Source organism: Extensimonas perlucida, assembly GCF_007655255.1.
Lineage (GTDB): Bacteria > Pseudomonadota > Gammaproteobacteria > Burkholderiales > Burkholderiaceae_C > Extensimonas > Extensimonas perlucida.
Window position 1 is genome coordinate 18,839 of the sequence record NZ_VMYE01000027.1, and the last position, 20,425, is coordinate 39,263.

At 55.3% G+C, this 20,425-nt stretch carries 18 protein-coding genes and 2 pseudogenes; 17 read left to right on the plus strand and 3 right to left on the minus strand.

All coding sequences use genetic code 11. The features are described from left to right. Positions 1-8 precede the first annotated feature (8 nt). Together FK527_RS15800 and FK527_RS15805 are read left to right on the plus strand one after the other, a co-directional pair. Complete coding sequence (locus FK527_RS15800; protein WP_144735461.1) at positions 9-830, plus strand: CpsD/CapB family tyrosine-protein kinase; 822 nt, start codon at positions 9-11, stop codon at positions 828-830. A 215-nt stretch (positions 831-1,045) separates the two neighbouring features. Next, a complete protein-coding gene (locus tag FK527_RS15805; RefSeq protein ID WP_144735463.1) occupies positions 1,046-2,944 on the plus strand; it encodes a hypothetical protein in 1,899 nt (632 codons plus the stop codon). 40 nt (positions 2,945-2,984) lie between these two features. Here the strand turns inward: FK527_RS15805 and FK527_RS15810 are convergent, their stop codons facing one another. After that, positions 2,985-5,567: a cellulase family glycosylhydrolase gene (locus tag FK527_RS15810; RefSeq protein WP_144735465.1), complete on the minus strand. Its 2,583-nt coding sequence runs from the start codon at positions 5,565-5,567 to the stop codon at positions 2,985-2,987. Further along, a complete protein-coding gene (locus tag FK527_RS15815; RefSeq protein WP_144735467.1) occupies positions 5,564-7,045 on the minus strand; it encodes an O-antigen ligase family protein in 1,482 nt (493 codons plus the stop codon). The genes FK527_RS15810 and FK527_RS15815 overlap by 4 nt, the downstream gene beginning before the upstream one ends. 108 nt (positions 7,046-7,153) lie before the next feature. On the opposite strand from FK527_RS15815, the gene FK527_RS15820 reads away from it, so the two are divergent. The 15 genes and pseudogenes from FK527_RS15820 to FK527_RS17660 all read left to right on the plus strand — a co-directional run. Then, positions 7,154-8,926: an ABC transporter ATP-binding protein gene (locus FK527_RS15820; protein ID WP_186298457.1), complete on the plus strand. Its 1,773-nt coding sequence runs from the start codon at positions 7,154-7,156 to the stop codon at positions 8,924-8,926. After that, complete coding sequence (locus tag FK527_RS15825; RefSeq protein WP_144735471.1) at positions 8,910-9,821, plus strand: glycosyltransferase family 2 protein; 912 nt, start codon at positions 8,910-8,912, stop codon at positions 9,819-9,821. The genes FK527_RS15820 and FK527_RS15825 overlap by 17 nt, the downstream gene beginning before the upstream one ends. Before the next feature lie 13 nt (positions 9,822-9,834). Then, on the plus strand, positions 9,835-10,596 hold the full coding sequence (locus FK527_RS15830) for a hypothetical protein (RefSeq protein ID WP_144735473.1): 762 nt from the start codon (positions 9,835-9,837) through the stop codon (positions 10,594-10,596). A gap of 7 nt (positions 10,597-10,603) precedes the next feature. Beyond that, positions 10,604-11,734 (plus strand): glycosyltransferase family 4 protein, encoded by a 1,131-nt coding sequence (locus FK527_RS15835; RefSeq protein WP_144735475.1) that lies wholly within the window; start codon positions 10,604-10,606, stop codon positions 11,732-11,734. 298 nt (positions 11,735-12,032) lie between these two features. Then, entirely contained in the window at positions 12,033-12,359 is a 327-nt protein-coding gene (locus tag FK527_RS17715) for an acyltransferase (RefSeq protein WP_281287838.1), read from the plus strand. 194 nt (positions 12,360-12,553) lie between these two features. Next, complete coding sequence (locus FK527_RS15845) at positions 12,554-14,002, plus strand: FAD-dependent oxidoreductase (protein ID WP_144735479.1); 1,449 nt, start codon at positions 12,554-12,556, stop codon at positions 14,000-14,002. 11 nt (positions 14,003-14,013) lie between these two features. Continuing rightward, on the plus strand, positions 14,014-14,958 hold the full coding sequence (locus tag FK527_RS15850; protein WP_222116168.1) for a glycosyltransferase family 2 protein: 945 nt from the start codon (positions 14,014-14,016) through the stop codon (positions 14,956-14,958). Between the two features lie 2 nt (positions 14,959-14,960). Further along, positions 14,961-15,482 (plus strand): serine O-acetyltransferase, encoded by a 522-nt coding sequence (locus FK527_RS17720; RefSeq protein WP_144735483.1) that lies wholly within the window; start codon positions 14,961-14,963, stop codon positions 15,480-15,482. 8 nt (positions 15,483-15,490) lie between these two features. Next, positions 15,491-15,979 (plus strand): serine O-acetyltransferase, encoded by a 489-nt coding sequence (locus FK527_RS15860; RefSeq protein WP_222116169.1) that lies wholly within the window; start codon positions 15,491-15,493, stop codon positions 15,977-15,979. Next, entirely contained in the window at positions 15,972-16,946 is a 975-nt protein-coding gene (locus FK527_RS15865) for a glycosyltransferase family 2 protein (protein WP_144735487.1), read from the plus strand. The genes FK527_RS15860 and FK527_RS15865 overlap by 8 nt, the downstream gene beginning before the upstream one ends. 8 nt (positions 16,947-16,954) lie before the next feature. Then, positions 16,955-17,674, plus strand: a complete 720-nt coding sequence (locus tag FK527_RS15870) for a glycosyltransferase family 25 protein (protein WP_186298458.1) — start codon at positions 16,955-16,957, stop codon at positions 17,672-17,674. Next, positions 17,671-18,543 (plus strand): alpha-1,2-fucosyltransferase, encoded by an 873-nt coding sequence (locus FK527_RS15875; RefSeq protein WP_186298459.1) that lies wholly within the window; start codon positions 17,671-17,673, stop codon positions 18,541-18,543. Before FK527_RS15870 ends, FK527_RS15875 begins: the two co-directional genes overlap by 4 nt. After that, complete coding sequence (locus FK527_RS15880) at positions 18,540-19,115, plus strand: hypothetical protein (protein ID WP_144735493.1); 576 nt, start codon at positions 18,540-18,542, stop codon at positions 19,113-19,115. The genes FK527_RS15875 and FK527_RS15880 overlap by 4 nt, the downstream gene beginning before the upstream one ends. A 95-nt stretch (positions 19,116-19,210) precedes the next feature. After that, positions 19,211-20,040, plus strand: a pseudogene (locus FK527_RS17655) (IS5 family transposase); the annotation flags it as partial. Continuing rightward, positions 20,025-20,162 (plus strand): annotated as a pseudogene (locus FK527_RS17660) (helix-turn-helix domain-containing protein); the annotation flags it as partial. The pseudogenes FK527_RS17655 and FK527_RS17660, both read left to right, overlap by 16 nt. Here the strand turns inward: FK527_RS17660 and FK527_RS15895 are convergent. Further along, the coding region (locus tag FK527_RS15895) for an integrase core domain-containing protein (protein WP_144735499.1) at positions 20,128-20,425 on the minus strand (298 nt) is incomplete at its 5' end. The pseudogene FK527_RS17660 and the gene FK527_RS15895 overlap by 35 nt on opposite strands.

Consider the following 20,425-nt stretch of genomic DNA (forward strand, 5'->3'; position numbering starts at 1 on the left):
TGTAGATCATGGAGCGTATCAAGCAAGCCATCGAAAAGGCAAAGAAACAAGGGACCGCTGGGGTTTCTTCTGACGCAGCCCCCGTGGTCGATCAAGAGGCAAAATCGCAGGCGTTGAATGGGCAGATCGAGGTAAATTATCTCTACACCGATGTGGTAAACCTTGACCCTGCACACCTGGAAAAAAATCGAATCGTTGCCTTCAACAAAAACCATCACGCCAATTGGGCATTCGACGTGCTGCGCACCAAGGTGCTGCAAAAAATGGACGAGCATGGCTGGCGCACCCTGGCCATTACTTCGCCCACGCTCGAGTCCGGCAAAACCGTGGTCGCCATCAACCTCGCCACCAGCATTGCCCATCAAACCCAGCGCACCGCCATGTTGGTGGATTTTGATCTGCGCCGTCCCATGGTCGCCAACTATTTGGGTTTGAAGCGTCAGCTGTCTTTCAATGACGTGCTCTCCGGCAAGGCTGAGGTGCCGCAGGCGCTCGTCAATCCCGGCCTGCCCCGCCTGGTGGTGTTGCCCACGGCCCGATCGGTACCCAAGTCGTCGGAAGTGCTTTCTTCCAGCAGGGTCGCGGGCATTATTGAGGAGTTGCGCAACCGTTACCAGGATCGCATTGTCATATTTGACCTGCCACCCGTGCTTGCGGCAGACGATGTGTTAGCGGTGCTGCCGCGCATTGACTGCGTGCTCATGGTGGTCGGCAGTGGCATGTCTAATCAAAAGGAAGTCGAAGAGGCTATGCGCCATGTGGGTAGCGCCAATTTGCTTGGCGTAGTGCTGAACAAAGACGAAGCACCCGCGCGCAAAGGTTATTATTGACGATGCTTACACGCGCCCTCTTTGGCTTATTCGCTCTTACGGGTCTGCTCCTCAGTGCCTCCTGCGGCGGAGGGGGCGGCGGGGTGAGTGTGATCAGCGATCCAACTTTTCCCGGGAATGTCAGTACGCCCCCTGTCACTCCCACGCCCGTTCAACCTTCCGCAGAAATGGGCATAGGCATAGGGCAACTCAGCTATTGGGATAGAAGTTTTGCCATGGCTGACGTGGTACGGCAGGCGCAATTTCGCACCCTTTCCTGGGGGTACGACGTGGACTTTGACCCACAGGGTGCACCACGGCAGGACTGCTATTTAATTTTCAATTCGAGGCGCATTGGTGCTGGCACCTACAAACTGTCTTTTCAGGGCAGGGCAGATGTCAGCCTGAGTGCATCATCCGGTGGCGTCCTGACAAACATGGTGTATGACGCTGCAAGCAATACGAGTTCGGCGGATGTCGTTTTGGCGCAAGATTCTGTGGGTAATACGTGGCTCACATTTCGCAACACGCGCAGAACGGCAACGTCTAGTTCAGCGGATGGCATTGGCAATGTCCATCTATGGCGTCCTGGCTATCCCACGGACGGTTCAGTGCTCTTTACCCAAGAGTTCATTGCAGCCATGCAAAAGTTCAGCGTCATTCGCGCCATGGACTTTGTCAATGCCAACAGTAATTCAACCCAGACATGGGCAGAACGCACCCCCATCAACTGGCTTGGAAGCACAGGCAACAAAGGCCAGTCGTGGGAGTTGATGGTGATGCTTGCCAATGCTGCGAATCGGGATTTGTGGATCAATGTACCTGTCAAGGCAGATGATGCCTACATTCAAAAATTGGCCAACCTGCTCAAATACGGTTCAGATGGGTCAGAGCCCTACATCAGCAGCCAAAGCAAGCCAAAATATCCTTCGCTCAAGCCGGGTCTCCGGGTGTACGTTGAATACGGAAATGAAGTCTGGAATTCTGGGCCAGGATTTTGGGGTTTTCGTTGGGCTTTGGAATTGGCCAACGCCAATCGGCTCGACACCAGCCATCCGATTGCCTACGACGGCCCGGTCAATGATCAATACATTGCCTTGCGTCGCTGGATTGCCTACCGCTCCGCCTTCATCAGCCAAACGTTTAGAAATGTCTTTGGCGATGCCGCCATGATGTCTACAGTGCGGCCAATTTTGGCGGGTCAAGTGGGCAATGGGAATTTGTATTTGTCTCTTGGCCTTGCCTGGGCAGAGGGTTACTACGGTGACGTTACCAAGCTATGGTACGGAGGTGGCGGGGCTGCTTATTATGATTCCTCGGTGCAGCCTACCGATACGTCTGCGGCAACCATGCAGGCTTATTTCGACAATCTGCCTACTGCCAGCTTTGGTCAAAGCGTAGCCAAAGATGCCGTGTGGACCAAGGGCTATGGTCTCAAAACTGTAGCTTATGAAGGTGGGCCAGGGCCAGGAGGGAGCGCGTTGGGGTCTATCAGTGGCACGGAACAGCTCGCCTACACCTACAACGCCGATCCACGGATGAAGGATCGTATGCTGGTAGCCAGTGACATATGGCTGGCAAACGGCGGCGATTTGCTGGTGTATTACGTTTATAGCGGATCGCCTCCTTGGTCATTTGTCGATGGTCTGTCGCTGAGCACGGTCTCGGATACCACAAGCCCCAAACTGCAGGCCATAGATGCTTTGGTTAAACGCCCTTTGCCATCTGTAACCTTGGGGACTGCAGTTCCGGGCTCTGTTTATCTGCGCAGCAGCACATCAGCCATTCAAACTCGGACTGGCGGTGATACCTCCTGGGGATTTGGTGGTACTGCCTACCGCATCAATGCTAACGAATCCGATTTAGCCAAATCTGAAATGGTGTTGCTGCCGATACGCGTTGCCCAGTCAGGCCAATACAAAATCAGCATGACCACCCTCAACGCTACCGCAACGGACCGATTGCAACTCTTCGTAGATGGGAAGCTGATGGGCGAATTGCAGCCGGTGGCGGACAGCAGTGGGCAACCGAAAGAGACAAGTTCGCTCGCTGTAGCGCTGCCAGGGGGCTTGAGTGTGGTGCGTGTTCGGGCCAGCAAAGGTTCGGTGTGGATTCGGGACTTAGTCGTCAAATAGCGAGCCCTGCAGCAGGCGGCCGTCATTCAACTGAAGGCATCTAACGCAACATCAGCCATTGCACGGCCCGGCTGCCGTCCAGCACCATGGTGTACCGTCCATCGGCATAGGTGCTGGGCATTTCCAGCCATTGGTTGAACGGGCCATTGCGGTAGGCCTTCAAGCCCTTGGGGGCCTTGACGTGGATGGAGCCCTCGAGAGGCTCCACCAAAAACGGCGTTTTTTTGCCCGGCTGCGGCTGCGAACGGGTGCCAATGCTGATGAGCAATTGGTTCGATTGGCCCACTGCTTGTTCGTTTAGGCTTTGTACTGCCACGCTGGCATTGCGTGTGCTCAGCGCCAGCGTTACATCCTGCAGGTGTACGGTTTTGCCGCCGATCCAGCCCATGGCGGCCCGGGTGCGGGGGGTGTTGATGGTGTAAGTGCCATCTTCCCAGTTGCGCGTCAATTCACCTGTGTCGGTGGTAGCCCGGGTTGCGTTGGGGTCGATCACTGGCTTTGCCGGGTCGCGCAGCATGGTAGCGCCTGCAGGCAGAGCCTTGCGCTGGAGCCAAGGCAGTTCCTTGGTAGCGGGCATGGCAATCAGCAACTTACCCTTTTCCATCGCGGTGCGCAGAGCGGGTGCGTTGCCAGCAGAAATGGCCTGGTTGTAGAACACCTCAGCGCCGGGGTCGAAAACATAGGTGCTTGTGGCCGGGTGCACGTGGCGTTCGCGGTACAGCAGCGCGGCAGTGCTCAGCATGGGCAGAAGCGAAGGGTCGTTGTATGCGTGCCAGTTGGACGGAGAGTTGCGCTGAAAAGACTCCTGACTGTAGGCATAGTGCATCAGCGCATCCCAGCCCTGATGGCTGGCAGTGGCGGCTATGTACAGGGGCAGGGCGTGGCGGTCGGGCAGCGGAAAGGGTTCGGCGTTCCACTCGGTCACCGTCAAGGGCATGCCTACCACCTGAGCGGCGGCCATCCAGTGCGCTGCATTGGCTGCCACCATCGGGTTCATTTCCAACTGGCCCGCGCCCCCATAGCTGTGCACGTCGATCATGTTCCCGGCGGTCAACGCCGGCAGGCTGCTGATGGGGTCGCCCCCCCAGGAGCTGGTGGTTACCACAGGCTGCTTCATACCCAACTGACGCAGATGGGCCACCATGTCCGCGCCAAAGCGCTGCTCCAGGTCGTTCAAAAACAGTTTGCTGGGGCCATCTTCCCAACTGCGCCACACCTTATCGGCAGGAAGGTTGTGTGCACTGGCAAAGGCGTTGGCCTCTGCGGTGTACAGCTTGTTGTGCAAGGGCACTCCCTTGTCGGGCAGCAGTGCATTGCCAAAGTGATGGGTGATGTCGTTTTCGTTCGTGACCAGCAGGGCAGCCACGGCAGGTTCGTCTTTATAGGCCAGGCCGGTGTAGGGATTTTTTCGGTCCAGATAGGCCTGCTGAAAGTGTTTCATGGCCTGTTGTATGGTCAAGTTGACGTGGCTGTAGCCCTTCAGGTTGGCTTGGTCTTTGCCCTTCCTGATTTCGTCAAAGCCGTAAATGTTGTCACCAGACTTGAGGCCGCGCTGCACGTGCATGTCCAGCCACACATAAATGCCCTCGTCTTTGAGGCACTTGACCCACCAGTCCAGTTTGTCCAGGCTGTCAGCCGACAGATTTTGTGTGTTGGTGTAGGTCTTGGGGTTGCCAAACACGTTGGGGCTCACCCAGGGTGAATCATGGTGGTGCAGACGCACAAGGTTGAATCCAAGGGCCGCGAGTCGCTTGGCCTGCTGCTGCACTGCTTCGCGCGGGGTTTGGTACAACGCATAGGCGGAAATATTGGTGCCCCAGAACCTGGCCGGTGTGCCATCCGCAAACTGCAAAGCGTCGCCATTGACTTGCAGCAAGCCATGCCTTCCTGCCGGTTTATCGTTGGCATTCATGAATGCCAGGTCGATCGGTGCGCGGTTGGGCTCCAATGCGTCCTTGGGCCAGCTATCAACGGGCTTTCCCCCCAGGCGTTCGCGCATGGTGGGGGCAAAGTTCACCGCGTCGTTCCAGCTCAACGTAGCCGTGTAGCTGCTTACCCCTGCAGGAATGTTGCCGCTGTAAAAATAGGCACGGACTTCCGCCGGGTTAGCGCGCTCAAAAAACACTGCCGGCAAGCCGGGCGTAAATCGCATTGCTACTTGTGGCCCGCCGGGGCGGCCCCACTGCCAGCCGGAGTTGCCGGGCAAGAGTAACGGGTTACCCATGCTGCCGCCAAAGCTGCCGAGGTCAAATTTGAACACTAGCCCACCTCCCACCACGTTTTGCCGAGGGGCTGCCGCATTCAACTGAAACTGGTAGCGCAACTCACCGTGGCCAAGCTGTTGCGCCGTGGTAGTCAGCTCAAAGCCTAAGCTGCTGTTGCGGCCCACACTGGCGTATGTGCCGTTTTCCAGCGTGCTGGCAAATTGGGTGTGTGCCCACGCCCAGTTGGCGCCAAAAAAGACGGCCTGCGTTTCAAAACCACGAGCGCCACCCACGGTCAGCTGTGGCAGGACATGGGTTTCATTCACGCTGACCTGCCACGCCGGCCCGGCCCAGGTCAGGCAGCATTGCAGCAATGCGCAGGCGGCGGCAAGTACCGGGCTGATGGTACGTTTGGTCATAGGCGGCTCCGGAAGGTTTGGGTATAGGCCAGGCACAGCCCCGCCAGGCACCAGTACACAATGGGCACCAGGCTGATGCTGCTCACGGTAAAAATGGTGACCATCGCGCCCATCATGCTGGCCAGCAGGGCGCGGCCCAGCAGCTTTTCGGGGGAGCCGTGCGGCCAGCGTTGTTGGCACTGCCACACCGCCCAAGCATTGCCCAGCAGCACACCCAGAAACAGGGCCAAACCCACCATGCCTGAATTGAGTGCCACGGCCACATAGCTGTTTACGATGTCGATGATGCCCTCGCCCTGGATCATCGCCTGCATCTCAGGGGTGTCGCGGTAATTTTCCGAACCTAGCCACAGGTTGCGCTGGATCACAATCAAGGCGTTGTCCAGCAGGCGCGATCGGTAATCGATGTTTTCAGCCTCGACCGTGCCGATGAAGGGCAGCAAGTCCACCACTTTCTGCCCCGCCGGGAACATCATCAACACCGGAATGCTCGCCGCACCTGCAGCTACCACGCCCGCCATTTTTGGCAACGCTTTGGGCCCGGTAGCCAAAAATACCAGCAAGCACGCCGCAGCACCTACCCAGGGCCCACGGGAAAGAGAAGCAACCAAACCACCAAGCAGCAACAGGCCGCCCAATTTGCGCGCCCATGGGCGTTCGACCTGCTCTTTGAGGAAAAAGTAGAGCCCCAGGCAAACCACCATGAAGTACCCGAACACAATCGAATGCCCTAGGGTGGCCGAGGCGCGCAAACTTCCGCCGCGCCCCTGGTAGCCCCCGAAGCCCCAGTCAAGCCCAAGGCTTTGCACCATGGCGCCATAGAGCTTCCAGAACCGCAGGTATTCAAACATGGCAATTGTGGATAGCACCAAGCCGGCCAGCACCATGCCAGACAGCGCGGCCTTGAACGCCTCCATGCTGCGCACACTGCGGCTGACCACGTAATACGGCAGCCACACGTCGAGCAGTAGGTAAAAGCAGCCGCGCAAGGCGTTGGTGAAATTCGTGGCGCGAAACTCCAGCAGCGCCCGCAGCAGCACATACGCCAGCAGGCACTTGTCCGGCCATGTCGCCCCCAAGCGCCAGCGGTCATTTTGCTGGCGCAGCAGCAAGGCAGCCGGCGCCAGCAGCACCAGGGATAGCAGGCGCGGGTAGTTCAACTCGATCAGGTAGTTGATTAGGCCCAGCCCCGGCACCTGGATGGTGGCGGGCGGGACTGCAAACAGCACCAGCAGGTAAAAGCCGGCAATCACGCCAATTTCGCGCCGCAAACTGGCCAGCAGCCACAGGCTGACCACCGCAGCAAAAATCCAAAAATTCGGCGCCAAAAAGGCCAGCAAAGTAAGGCCAAGCCAGGCATTGCGCCAGCGCTTCAGCGTTGCTGCATCCAGCAGGGCTGCAAAAGATGGGCGGACAGCCACGAGCACTAGGCCCGAAAGGACCAATACCACCACGAGCGCGCGCAGATGTTCGGGCATGGACAAACTGAAGTGTTATTCTCGAAAAGCGTCAGCCGGCAGTCTAAGGCCAACACAACATGCTGCCGTGAACCAGAGGGGGCCCATGCGGGCCCGTTGCTACCCGCCATGCTTCAACTGCTTCGAGACGTTTATGCCCAATTAACCCCACGCCGCCGCTGGCAAATGCTGATGGTGCTGCTGCTGATGGTGGTGGGCGCGGCTGCAGAGTTGTTCACCATGGGTGCCATACTGCCTTTTTTGGCCCTGCTGACCCAACCAGATAGGGCAGCGCTGCCACCAGTGGCGGCGCGCGCCTTGCAGGGTGTTGCCGGCTGGTGGGGTGTGACCCCCTTGTTGGCGGCCTCGGGCCTTTTTGCGGTGCTGGCTGCGGCGGCGGCCGTTTTGCGCCTGCTGCTGACTTGGGCAAGCTCGCGCTTTGTGTTTGCGGTAGGGGCAGACCTGGGCGAAGAGGTGTACCGCCGCATTTTGCAGCAGCCCTACAGCTACCACTTGCAGCACAACAGCAGCGAAACTTTGGCCGGCGTTGGCAAGGTTTCCATTTTGGTCATGGGCTTTCTGGCTCCGGCCATGCAATTGCTGATTGCCAGCGTCATGGCCGTGGTATTGCTCGTGGGCATGTTGTTGGTCAACGTTCAAGTAGCCCTGATGGCGGGGCTGACCTTTGGCGGCATGTATTTCTTCATCAACCGCTGGGCCAAGCGCCAACTGCACCGCAATGGACAGGTCATAGCGGTAGCTGAAGCACAAAAAATCAAAGCGCTACAAGAAGGGGTGGGCGCCATACGCGACGTGATATTGGACGGCAACCACCAGGTGTATGTGGCCGCATTTGCTGGGAGTGACCGACCGCAGCGCACAGCCCAGGCGCTGAACAACGTGCTGGCCAGCGCCCCCAAATACGTGGTGGAAAGCGCAGGCATGGTGCTGATCGTTTTTCTGGCCTATTACCTTACGCAACAGGCGGGCGGTGCGGCACAGGCTGTGCCTGTGCTGGGTGCGCTGGCACTGGGGGCCCAGCGTGTCTTGCCGCATATGCAAAACATTTATAACGCAGTGGCCTATATGCAGGGCAACCAGTCTGGCGCAGCGGACGCCATCGCTTTGCTGCAATTGCCAGTGCCAGCGGCGCAGAATGCAGGGCGTTTGGCAATGCAAAAACCCGAGGCAACACCGAAAGCGCCATTGCTGGACTTGCAAGGGATTTTTTTCTCTTATGGCCATAACTTGCCCGCCGTGCTTAAAGGAGTGGATTTACAAATAACCCGAGGGCAGCGCATTGGTTTTGTGGGGGCCACCGGCAGTGGCAAAAGCACGCTCATTGACTTGATCATGGGCTTGCTGTCGCCTACAGCGGGCAAGATGCTGGTGGATGGGATAGAGCTTACTGCGGCCAATATGCAGGCTTGGCAAAAGCGCATAGCCCACGTGCCGCAGGCCATTTTTTTGACCGACAGCAGCATCGCAGAAAACATTGCGCTGGGCATAGCCAAAGAGGCCATAGACATGCCGCGTTTATGGGCCGCCGTAGATCAGGCGCAACTGAGAGATGTAGTCAACCAGCTGCCCCAAGGCCTTGATACGCGTGTCGGGGAGCGCGGAGTGCAATTGTCAGGTGGTCAGCGCCAGCGCATAGGCATAGCCAGGGCACTTTACAAAAATGCCGATGTGTTAATTTTGGACGAGGCAACCAGTGCGCTGGACAGCGACACCGAAAGCAAGGTTATGGATGCCATTTACAGCCTTAACCCTGAAATGGTGGTGCTGATGATTGCGCATAGAACATCTACATTGGCACGATGTGGCATGATTTATAAGATGGCTGCAGGAAGAATGATCCAACAAGAGGCGGGAGAAGATAAAAATGCAGGTAAAACCTAAAGCCAGTGTTATTTTGCCGGTGTTCAACGCGGGAAAATACCTGACGTCTGCTATTGAATCTGTGCTGCAGCAAACCTTCACCGATTTTGAATTGCTTTTGCTGAATGACGGGAGTACTGACGATTCTCTGGAAGTAATGCGGCGCTATGCCGCTCTGGATGCACGCTGCCGCGTTATTACCCGCGAAAATAGGGGGTTGGTATACACTCTGAATGAGGGCGTAGAACTGGCTCGCGCTGAGGTGCTCTTTAGAATGGATGCCGATGACCTATGCTTGCCAACCCGCTTTGCAAAGCAAATGTCCTATTTGGACGCGCACCCGGAGTGCGTGGCGGTGGGGTGCCGTGTGATGCTGATAGACCCAGATGGTGATTTCCTATGCCCCTTTGTGGAAACGTTTGAACACGCGGCAATTGACGCTGCACACATGCAGGGGCATGGTGGTGCGATTGTCCACCCTGCAGCGGCCATGCGTAGAAAAACGGTTTTGGAGGTGGGGGGATACCGTTCAGCATTTAAGCATGCCGAAGACTTGGACTTGTTTCTGCGTATGGCTGAGCAAGGGCAACTAGTCAATCTGCAAGAGATACTTTTTAGATATCGGCAACATCCCGGAAGTATCGGGTACAAGCATCGGGAGGAACAGATTCATGCCGCACGGAGGGCAATCAAAGAAGCAGAGGAGCGCCGTGGGCTAGTGCAATATGATCCGCAAGAAAATGAGGTAAATTTCCGGTTGGAAAATAGTGTAGAAATATACCAGCGTTGGGCTTGGTGGGCATTGTCCGGGAGAAATGTCAGAGTTGCTCGCAAATATGCATGGAGTGCATTAAAAAATTCTCCGCTGGCTATGGATTCGTGGCGTTTATTATATTGCGCGATGCGTGGAAGATAAAAGAATTATTTGTATGCGACTGCATGTTTTTATTATAGGGTGGACAGGTTGGGAAAGGTCTTGTGAGATCATCGCGACTATGGTATTGCCGCATGTGGAGCGATTGACGGTTGTGTACTCCAATTCTAGTGAAATAGATTATGAGGGGGTTGGTGAAATAGTTAGAGTTCCTGATGATTGGTTCTATGGAAGAAAATTTGAAGAGTGCTTGAGGCGTTTTGATGGCGATGTGATGCTGCAGATTCAGGCGGACGCAACTTTGGATGAGGCGGGTTGGAAGCGTTTGATTGAGCGATGTAGGTTTGCTTTTAATAAATATGAACGCATTGGGGTGTGGGCGCCTGAGGTTAATTATACTCCGTGGGATTTGGAAGTTGTGGCAATATCCGACTCCGATGATGAGAATATTAAACATGTAGCGCAAACGGACGGTATTGTTTGGGCTTTGTCGAATTCGGTTGTGGAGCGCCTCAAGAATATGAATTTTCGTGAAAATAACCTGGGGTGGGGGCTGGATTGGGCTTCGATAGTTTATTCTTTATCAAATAATTTATTGGTCTTGCGGGATTTGTCTGTCTGTGTAAAGCATCCCAAGGGTAGCGGATATTTGGGAGAGCAAGCGGAGCGGCAAATGAAAGAATTTTTGACGCAGTTAACCAAGCAAGAGTGGGTTCAATATGTCTTGCTTAAAGAAATGATAGAAAATAGAAGTGCAAAACGCTGGGCTGATAAGAGAACTGCCTGGCAAAAGTTACTATCTAAAATTTTGCGATAACAGGCCGATGAAAATTGTTTTTCTTCTCCCCACTGTCGGCTATTCGGGTGGTATACGTGTGGTTGCCATTTATGCCCAGTGGCTGGCCAGCGCCGGGCACGAGGTGATTCTTGTTTCGCAGGCTGAAAAAGTCCCTTCACTGAAGCAGCGGTTGAAAAATTTATTGCGCGGCAGGGGCTGGGGAAAATATAATCCCGTACCCGCTTCGCATCTCGATGGCTTAAATCTTGAGCATCGTGTAATTCCTTCTGGGAAAATTCCCGGTGCGGCCGATGTGCCTCGTGCGGATGTTTTGATAAGCACATGGTGGGAGACGGCGGAATGGGCTGCGAAATTGCCAGCGGACCGAGGTGCCAGAGTTTATTTCATTCAGCACCATGAGGTTTTTGATTTTGTTCCGCGTGCGCGATGCGAGGCCACCTACCGTTTGCCATTTCACAAAGTGGTCATCGCGAAATGGCTTGAAGATTTAATGGAAAATCTCTATGGGGATGATTCCGTGGAGCTCGTTCCTAATGGGGTTGATCATGCGCTTTTTTATGCACCGCCGCGTGGTAAAAATATGTTTCCAACGGTGGGAATTTTATATCACGAGGCCCAGTTCAAAGGGGCAGAAATTGCCTTAAGTGCAGTTGATAAATTGAAAAACAGATACCCAAATTTGCGTGTAATTGCTTTGTGCGGGCGTCCGCCCTCTGGCCTTTATTTTTTACCAGAGTATGTTGAGCTCCATGTGCAACCGCCTCAAGAGGCATTGAGGGATTTATATGCAAGCTGCGACGTGTGGTTAACCACAAGCCGCAGCGAGGGCTTCAATCTCATGGCCATGGAGGCCATGGCTTGTCGTACTCCGGTTGTTTCTACCCGTACCGGTTGGCCGGTGGAGGGTGTGAAGGATGGCATAAACGGCTATTTGGTAGATGTAGATGATTCCGAAGCTGCTGCCGAGGCTTTGGCCAAAGTGCTTGAATTGCAAGATGACCAGTGGCGAACCATGTCATCCAACGCCTTTGCAACAGTGGCCGATGCCAGCTGGGAGGCATCTTGCCAGCAGTTCGAAAGGGCCTTGCATCGAGCCTGTGGGCGCGCTAAGAATGGCGAAATAGAGGGCGTGCCAAGCGGTGGGGGTGTTGCATGATGGGCCTGCTGCGAAAAATTGTGCGTGCGTACAGTTGGCGTACTGGCAAGGCACAAAGCCTGTATCGTCGTGTTTGCCAGCCAAATAGTCTGGAGTGGGGTGGTTTTTTGGCCCGTTGGGGTGGTTTCCAGTCCATTGGTCATCAGACTTCAATCAACATTGGGTGTGTGGTAACGGACCCTGCTTACACTAGGGTGGGTACTAACGTCATCCTTTCGGATTGCGTACTTTTGGGGCATGATGCTTCTATCAATGTGCTGAATAACCAGTTCGGGAAAAACTGGACTCAGTTGGTCCCGTGATTATTCAAGACAACTGTTTCGTCGGCCATGGTGCCATTGTCTTGCAAGGGGTCACTATAGGTCCGAATTCGATCGTTGCAGCAGGTGCGGTCGTTACCAAGGATGTGCCCCCCGGCGTGGTAGTTGGCGGTAATCCGGCGCGCATCATTTGTACGACTCAGGAGTTGCTGCAGAGAGTGGAAGAGCGCAGCAATAGCTATCCATGGATCGACTTGATCAGGCAGCGCGAGGGTGCGTTCGACCCCGCGTTGGAACCGGAATTGGTGCGCCGCCGGGTGGCTTATTTTTTTGGCCCCAAGACGCCGGATGCGCCGTTTATCTGAGAGGGAAAAAGCATGCAAGACAGATACGCAGGATCGCCATCGGTTGGCCGCAGGCAGTGGTTGCTTCTTGGTGGAGCGGCTCTATGGAGTATTGCGCTTTTGCGGCGCAAGTCTGTAGCACCCTCAGCCGCAGATGGCTTTGTGGTGGTCAATGGGTGGGTGTTGCCTGCCACTTACTTTGCGACGGCACGCGCATGATCCGTGATTTTCAGCAAGTTAAAAACCTGTCCCGCTACGATGTATGCGTGATAGGTGCCGGCCCGGCCGGTATCACCCTGGCCTTGGGCTTGGCCGCTAAAGGGTGGCGCACTGCGTTGCTGGAGGCTGGCGACCGTGAATACAGTGAACGCTCGCAAGCCATTTATCAATCAGCGCAATCTAGCGGCACAGACATTTATCCTGGTTCCACACGCTTGCGCTATTTGGGTGGAACGTCTAACCATTGGGCGGGACGCTGCCGTCCATTTGAGCGCGATGATTTCATGCGCCCGCCGAAAGGCGGTTTACCAGGATGGCCGATCGCTTTTGAAGAAATGCAACGCTATCTGCCGGAGGCAATGCAAATTTTGGATTTGCCTGCTGAGGGCTTTAAGGCCGTAAATCCGGATTTGCCCGGTGGTTTGTTTTTGGCTGATCATTGGGCTTTGAGCGCCCCTACGCGCTTTGGAGTGAAATACGCCGCAGCATTGCAAGCCTCTAACAAATTGGACTTGCTGCTGAATTGTAATTGCGTGGAGCTTTTTTACCAGTCTAACGGGCAAGAGCTAAACGGAGTAAAGGTGGCGGATTACAACGGCCAAACTGCTGTAATTCAGGCAGAGCGTTATGTATTGGCAATGGGAGCTTTAGAAAATGCGCGCTATTTGCTTCACAGCGATAGCATGCGTGCCGCCAAAGTGCCAGGATTGGAATGGGCTGGCCGAGCGTTCATGGAACACTTTAACGTAGGTTTGGGAACTTTTGTGTATGCAGAAAGTGTTCCGGAGGCTGACCGGCAATATTTTGCGGGGGATGTGTTAGCAAAACAAATGGGGGTAGGGAAGGGCAATGTATCCTTAGGTATTTTGCAAGAGCTAAAATCGTATGGCCGCACAGCGGCTGTAAAGAGTTTCTTGAAGAAAATTGCTTGCGATATGAACATTGCGGATAAAGTTCAGTTTATCGCTAATTTTAATTGTCCAGGTGCTGGGCAAATTGGAACCCTGTTGGAGCAATTTCCCTCGCGTGCCGGCAGCAGAGTGACATTGCTTGATGAGCGCGATTCTTTTGGAGTGCGCAAAATTAAAGTTCACTGGGAATTGAGTCAGGAAGATCAATATTCTATACGAACCATCGCTAAAGAATTTGCCATGCAGTTTGCTAGGGCTGGTTTGGGGTTTGTCCGGTTGAGTGATTTTATTCTGGATGAAAAAAAGTCTATCCCTGTGATTCCGCACGCCCACCATATGGGAACCACTCGCATGGCCGCTTCGCCAGATTGGGGCGTTGTGGATAAAAATTGCCGCGTTTTTGGGGTAAATAACTTGTACGTGACGGGCAGCAGTGTATTTGCTACCGGGGGCGGAGGTAATCCGACCATGCCGCTGTTGCAGTTGACCTTGCGCCTTGCGGATCATCTTCATTCGCTCGGCAGGGCAGGATGAGTTTGCGCAGCATGCTCGACATCCTCATCGTCAACTACAACACGGCCAGTTTGCTGGCCCCTATGTTTGACGCTTGCGAGCGGGCGAGGCAGGGTTTGCAGGTGCGTTATTGGGTGGTGGATAACGCCTCGCGTGACGATTCGGTGGCTGTGTTACGTGCGCAGTTTCCGTTTGTGGGCTTGGAGGTCAATGCCGAGAACGTGGGTTTTGGCCGGGCCAATAATCAACTGCTTAAAAATGTGCAAGGTGATTATGTGCTGCTGCTGAACACGGATGCCTTTGTGCAGCCGGAAACCTTGCAGCGCACTTTGGCCTATATGGAGGCCCACCCGCGTTGCGGGGTGCTGGGCGTGAAGCTGGTGGGCCGCGACGGTGCCTTGCAGCCGAGCTGTCGCTACTTTCCCACACCCTGGAATGTATTTTTGGCACGAACGGGGTTGGGCCGGTTTTTCCCCCAGACGTGCATGGTTGACGATATGGAATGGGACCATGCGAGCGTGCGCGAATGCGATTGGGTGCCCGGGTGTTATTACCTGGTGCGCCGACAGGTGTTGGACCAGCTGGGTTTGTTTGACCCGCGCTACTTTTTGTATTACGAAGAGGTGGACCACTGCAAGCGTGTGAAAGAGGCGGGTTGGCAGGTGGTGTATTACCCCGACACCTCTGTGGTGCACATTGGGGGCGAAAGTGCCAAGTCTGAGGGCGAATTGTCTGCAGCGGGGCGGCAAATTTCTGCCTTGCAGATTGAAAGCGAACTGCTTTATTTTCGTAAACACTATGGTCTGGGTGGGTTGCTGGGGCACCTGGCGTTGGTGACCTTGGGTGACGCTTACCTGTTGATCAAAGACTTGCTGAAGAGGAGCGGCTGGGATGCGGCGGGCTATCACTGGGCGCATTGGCGGCAAACCTGGCGCTTGTGTAGGCAAACTCGCTGGGCTACGCAGCCCACCAGATAATTATGTTTCACCACATTCGAGGCGACTTGGCCGCGCATGGCGGCGACTGGGGGGCCCAGGGGTTTTGGGCGCTGGTGGTGTATCGCTTTGGCCGATGGCGCTATAGCGTGCGCCCGGCTTTGCTGCGCAAACTGTTTTCATTCATTTACAAGTTGTTGTTCAAGCTGGTGCAAATCGTCACAGGTATTGAGTTGCCGTGCGAAGTGCGGTTGGGTAAAAATTTTGTGATTGATCATTTTGGTGGCATCGTAATCAGTGGTTATGCGAGCTTTGGTGACAATTGCCGCATACGCAATGGCGTGGTCGTGGGGCTGCGGCGGGTAAGTGAGCCCTGTGCGCCCGAGATTGGCAACAACGTGGACATTGGGGCTGGGGCCAAATTGCTGGGCAATATACGCATAGGGAACAACGTGGCCATAGGTGCCAATGCCGTGGTGCTGTGCGACGTGCCCGACAACCACGTAGCCTTTGGCGTCCCTGCTGTCATCAAACCCAGAAAGGCGCTGGCATGCACTCAGACGTAAGCAGCACCATGCCTGACTGGAGCCGTGAATACAAACGCCCCGGGGAGTGGAACCCGGGTAAAAGTCTTTTGGCAAGCATCCGCGCTTACCAAAAGCACCGTGGCAGCCGCCATCTGCTGGCCCCCTTATTTTGCCGTTGGGCCGTGCTGCGTCACAGATTTTGGAGCGCGGTGAGTGGGGCCGACATTCCGCTGAACAGCCAGATTGAGGGCGGTTTGCTGCTGCCGCATCCGAATGGAATAGTGATTCATCCTGCGGCCAAAATCGGACCGAATTGCCTGCTTTTTCAACAAGTGACCCTTGGTACGCGAGCCGGTACAGAAGCGCCCGTGCTGGAAGGGCACGTGGATGTAGGGGCTGGAGCAAAATTGCTGGTCGGCATTCGCGTGGGGGCGCACGCGCAAATTGGGGCTAATGCGGTGGTGTTGGTTGATGTGCCAGCGCATGCTTTGGCAATCGGTGTGCCTGCGGTAGTGCGAGAACTGTCTCATGGTTGACACCTGTCTGGGACGCATTGGTTTGGTGGCCATAGGCCGTAACGAAGGCGAGCGTTTGCGCGCGTGTTTGGCGTCGGTGGTGCATCGTGTGGCGGATGTGGTGTACGTGGATTCGGGCTCCACGGACGGGTCCGTGGCCATGGCGCAGGCTATGGGCGTGCATGTTGTCAATTTGGACATGAGGGTGCCCTTTACTGCCGCACGTGCCCGCAACGAGGGCTGGCGCGCGCTGTTGCAGGTGGCCCCAGGGCTAAAGTTCGTTCAGTTTGTCGATGGGGACTGCGTGGTGGCCGATGGCTGGCTTGACCAGGCGCTGTTTTTTTTAGATCAAAACCCGGCCTATGCTGTAGCGTGCGGGCGCCGGCGCGAGAGGTTTCCAGACAGTTCTGTTTACAACCGCTTATGCGATCTGGAATGGAACACTCCCGTGGGCGATGCCAAGGCCTGCGGTGGGGACGCGCTGGTGCGTGTGAGCGCCTTGCAGCAGGTGGGTGGTTATCGCGACGACCTGATCGCCGGTGAGGAACCCGAGCTGTGCGTGCGGCTGCGGCAAGCCGGCTGGCGCATACGCCGGCTGGACGCCGAGATGACGCTGCACGACGCGGCCATGACGCGCTTTGGACAGTGGTGGAGGCGCAGCAAGCGCGCAGGGCATGCATTTGCGCAAGGTGCCTGGCTGCATGGTGCGACACCGGAGCGGCATTGGGTCAAGGAGACGGTGAGCGCCTTGGGATGGGGGGCGGTGTTGCCTGTGCTCGTGCTGCTGCTGGCCTGCCTCGTCCATCCGGCATGGCTGTTGCTGGGCTGTGCATATCCGCTGCAGGTTTTGCGTTTACGGCGCCTTCCAGGGGGCTTGCAGCGAGCAACGTTTTTGGTGCTCGGCAAATTCCCGGAGGCTATGGGGGCTCTGCAGTTTGCGTGGGGCCGGTTGTGGCGTACCCATAGCCGATTGATCGAATACAAGTGAGGTGTGGTGTGTGGCTGGAACATTTTGATGCCATCTTTGTGATTAACCTGCCAGCGCGTGCCGACCGGCGGCGTGAAATGGATCAGCAATTGCGGCGGCTGGGTTTGTCGCTCCAGCACGAAAAGGTGGTGCTTTTCCCTGCGGTGCGCCCGGATTCTCCGGGCGGATTTCCATCTATCGGCGCTCGGGGTTGCTTTATGAGTCATTTGGGCGTGTTGCAGATGGCTCAGGCCAAGGGCGTGGACAATATCTTAATACTGGAAGATGATTGCGATTTCAGCAAAAACGTGACCGCAATGTTGTCCCAACTGGATGATGGTTTACAGAAAATGGACTGGGCCATTGTTTACGGTGGAGCATTGAACGATTTTGAGTCGCAGCCTGGTGCAACCGGCTTGCAAACCGTTTTGCCGGATACCGGTTTGATGGGCTCGCATTGCATTGCTTTGCGGGGTTCTGCGGTACCAATGGTGGCGGCGTATTTTGAGGCGCTGCTTCAGCGCCCTCCAGGATCGCCCGAAGGTGGGCCCATGCATGTGGATGGTGCATATTCGTGGCTTCGTAAAGACCATCCTGAATTAACTACATTGATTGCCGTGCCAGAATTGGCCTTTCAACGTAGTTCAGCCACGGATGTGCATGCAAGGCGATGGTATGACCATGCGCCAGTTGTTAGAAATGTCGTCGGTGTGTTGAGGTTCTTGAAGAATAAATGGAGTGGCGCATGATTGCATTCAGCAAGTTGGGGAATTATGGCAGACTTGGAAATCAGTTGTTTCAATATGCTTTCTTGCGTGACAGGGCGCAGCGGTTGGGTGTTCAATTTTGGTGTCCAGAGTGGGAAGGAGATCAAATTTTTGATCTTGCCGATCAAGGCTTGCGTGCGGATTATCCAAGTGGCTTGGATAAAAAATTTAGTCAGTCCGTGGAGGCGGGGTACACAGAAAGTGCACTGCATATTGACGACAATACTGACATAGAGGGGTATTTTCAGTCAAATAAATATTATGCAGATGAAGGCGTCGTCAAGCAATGGTTTGCCTTTAGGGATAGTATAAAGAATTCCGCTTTGGAAAAATGTTATGATATTAATTTTTCTACTGCTTTGAGTCTCTCTTTGCGCTTGGATTCGGATTATGCTGCCACGCGAGAATTTTTTCCTCTTTATCCAACGGGTTATTATCAGAAAGGGTTGAGTTTTTTTGATAATTATGAGACCATATTGGTTTTTGCTGATAGATTGGATTTGGCCAAAGAATTTCTGAAAAATTTTCCCGCAAGTGAGAAATTTATTTATATGGAGGGGCTTAATCCGCATGAGCAGTTGTATTTGATGTCGATATGCGGGTGTGGAAATATAATAACCAATTCGACATTTGCATGGTGGGGTGCGTACCTGAATTTATGTAAAGGTGCCAGGATTGTTGCCCCCCTGGAGTGGTGCAGGCCGGGTGTGCCGGTTCCAATTCATGGCATTCTGCCGGATGACTGGTGTGCTGTACGATCTTTGCGCCCGATTTGGGATAATTTCCAGTTATGGCGGATCAGGCATCCATTTGCGACGGCCAGACGTATTTTGACCAGATTGAATAAATGACAAATTCCGTGGGTTGGATTGGCCGCTGGTCTCCTGGCATTGGTGATCCAACGCTGGCGGGGTGGATCACTGTAGTGGCTTACGTTGTGGCAGCAGGGATGGTGTTCAGGGTGATTGCCCGTGAGGCCATGTTGGAGCCATGGCTGGAGGTTACTGAAAAGCGCTTGTGGTGGTGTTTGCTGCTGGGGGTGGTTGCGCTGGGGGTGAACAAACAGTTCGACTTGCAAACAGCCTTCACCGAATTGGGCAGGATGCTGGCGCATGCCCAAGGCTGGTATGAGGACCGTCGCCGCGTGCAGGTGGCCTTTATCGCTGCGTGGAGCGTGTTGGGGTTGACGCTGTGTGCGGTTTTGGTGTGGGTGTCTTTCGGCATGCCAAAGTCCACCATCATGGCTTTATGTGGGGCGGTGTTCTTGGTGGCGTTTGTGGGTATCAGGGCGGCGTCTTTTCACCATGTGGATGCTTTTATCAATTTGAGCTGGTTTGACGTCAAGGTGAATGTCATTATTGAAAATGGAGCTTTGGCTCTTTTGGCGGTGGGGGCGTGGTTGCGAACTATGGAAGCTGCATGAAACTCGCGTATCTGGCCGGCACCAGACAACCGGGAACCTCTAAAAACCTCCGCTGCTCCCTGGCCTGCCCTGGAAAAAGTCAGACAATGTAAGTGGTCGACGCACTGCTGCCCCGCACAGACACTCGCAAAGGCGGCCGCCCGCCATATCCCACCAGCGTCATGGTGCGCATTCGGGTCTTGAAATACCTGAACAACCTCAGCGACGAGCAAGTGGAGTACCCAACTGCTCGATCGCATGAGCTACCAGCGCTTTTGCCTATTGGCCGACAGCGTCACCATCCCCGACCGGAACACCATCTGGCACTACCAGCAGTGCCTGGGCGTCGAAGGCTTGACAGCGCTGTTCCAGGCAGTGGGCGGGCTGCTGCTGCGCCAAGGGTTCATGGCGCGCAGCGGACAAATCATCGACGCAACCCTGGTGTCCGCGCCCATCCAGTACTACATCAATGAGCAGAAGGGGCAACTTGCACAGGGCAAGACCCCCGAAGACTGGAGCGAGGCCAAGCGCCGGCAAAAGGCCCTGCACGCCACCCATACCAAGAAACACGGCAAACGCTACCACGGCTACAAGTTCAGCATCAGCGTGGACGGGCGGCACAAATTCATCCGCAAAATTGTCACCGGCACTGCCAGCGAGCATGACAGCACGCACTTCGATGCGGTGCTTGATGAGCGCAACACCAGCCGTGATGTCTATGCCGACAAGGGCTACCCCCAGCGCGCAGCGCAGCGAAATGCTTGGGGCACTGGGCTATCGCGAACACATCCAGCGCAAGGCCAAGTCTGGCAAGCCCTTGAGCACACGCCAGCAAAAGCGCAACACCCGCATTGGCAAGACCCGTGCCCGCGTCGAGCACCCGTTCGCCCAGATGCGTCTCATGGGCGGCAAATTCTTTCGCACCATTGGGCGACCGTGGGCCAGCTCATTGAGCAGGAGTTTGGCATTCGGCTGCAAGTGCGCACCATTGGCAAGTACCTGGCGCGTTGGGGCTTCACCCCGCAAAAGCCGATCAAGAAGGCCTACGAACAACGCCCCGAGGCGGTGTGTCCAGTCCCGGACGATCATAAGGCCGCCGATGGAACAAATGAGGGTGTGAATCGTACCACCCACGCATGGCCTGCATAGGCGTCTTGCTCTGCAGGGCTGATTGGGGCAGGTGGTGGTTGTAGAGCTGCACATGCCGCAACAAAGTCTGCTCCAAGTCCTCCCCGCTATGAAAGTGGTGCGTCTTGAGCACATCAGCGATGCGGCCGTTGAAGCGTTCCACCATCCCATTCGTCTTGGGCGTTCTGGGCTTGGTCAGGCGA

What these genes read in the sequence shown, in the direction of transcription:
- FK527_RS15800 (WP_144735461.1), top strand. Translation starts at nt 9, where the DNA reads ATGGAGCGTATCAAGCAAGCCATCGAAAAGGCAAAGAAACAAGGGACC.
- FK527_RS15805 (WP_144735463.1), top strand. Translation starts at nt 1,046, where the DNA reads ATGGCTGACGTGGTACGGCAGGCGCAATTTCGCACCCTTTCCTGGGGG.
- FK527_RS15810 (WP_144735465.1), bottom strand. Translation starts at nt 5,567, where the DNA reads ATGACCAAACGTACCATCAGCCCGGTACTTGCCGCCGCCTGCGCATTG.
- FK527_RS15815 (WP_144735467.1), bottom strand. Translation starts at nt 7,045, where the DNA reads ATGCCCGAACATCTGCGCGCGCTCGTGGTGGTATTGGTCCTTTCGGGC.
- FK527_RS15820 (WP_186298457.1), top strand. Translation starts at nt 7,154, where the DNA reads ATGCTTCAACTGCTTCGAGACGTTTATGCCCAATTAACCCCACGCCGC.
- FK527_RS15825 (WP_144735471.1), top strand. Translation starts at nt 8,910, where the DNA reads ATGCAGGTAAAACCTAAAGCCAGTGTTATTTTGCCGGTGTTCAACGCG.
- FK527_RS15830 (WP_144735473.1), top strand. Translation starts at nt 9,835, where the DNA reads ATGCGACTGCATGTTTTTATTATAGGGTGGACAGGTTGGGAAAGGTCT.
- FK527_RS15835 (WP_144735475.1), top strand. Translation starts at nt 10,604, where the DNA reads ATGAAAATTGTTTTTCTTCTCCCCACTGTCGGCTATTCGGGTGGTATA.
- FK527_RS15845 (WP_144735479.1), top strand. Translation starts at nt 12,554, where the DNA reads ATGATCCGTGATTTTCAGCAAGTTAAAAACCTGTCCCGCTACGATGTA.
- FK527_RS15850 (WP_222116168.1), top strand. Translation starts at nt 14,014, where the DNA reads ATGCTCGACATCCTCATCGTCAACTACAACACGGCCAGTTTGCTGGCC.
- FK527_RS17720 (WP_144735483.1), top strand. Translation starts at nt 14,961, where the DNA reads ATGTTTCACCACATTCGAGGCGACTTGGCCGCGCATGGCGGCGACTGG.
- FK527_RS15860 (WP_222116169.1), top strand. Translation starts at nt 15,491, where the DNA reads ATGCCTGACTGGAGCCGTGAATACAAACGCCCCGGGGAGTGGAACCCG.
- FK527_RS15865 (WP_144735487.1), top strand. Translation starts at nt 15,972, where the DNA reads ATGGTTGACACCTGTCTGGGACGCATTGGTTTGGTGGCCATAGGCCGT.
- FK527_RS15875 (WP_186298459.1), top strand. Translation starts at nt 17,671, where the DNA reads ATGATTGCATTCAGCAAGTTGGGGAATTATGGCAGACTTGGAAATCAG.
- FK527_RS15880 (WP_144735493.1), top strand. Translation starts at nt 18,540, where the DNA reads ATGACAAATTCCGTGGGTTGGATTGGCCGCTGGTCTCCTGGCATTGGT.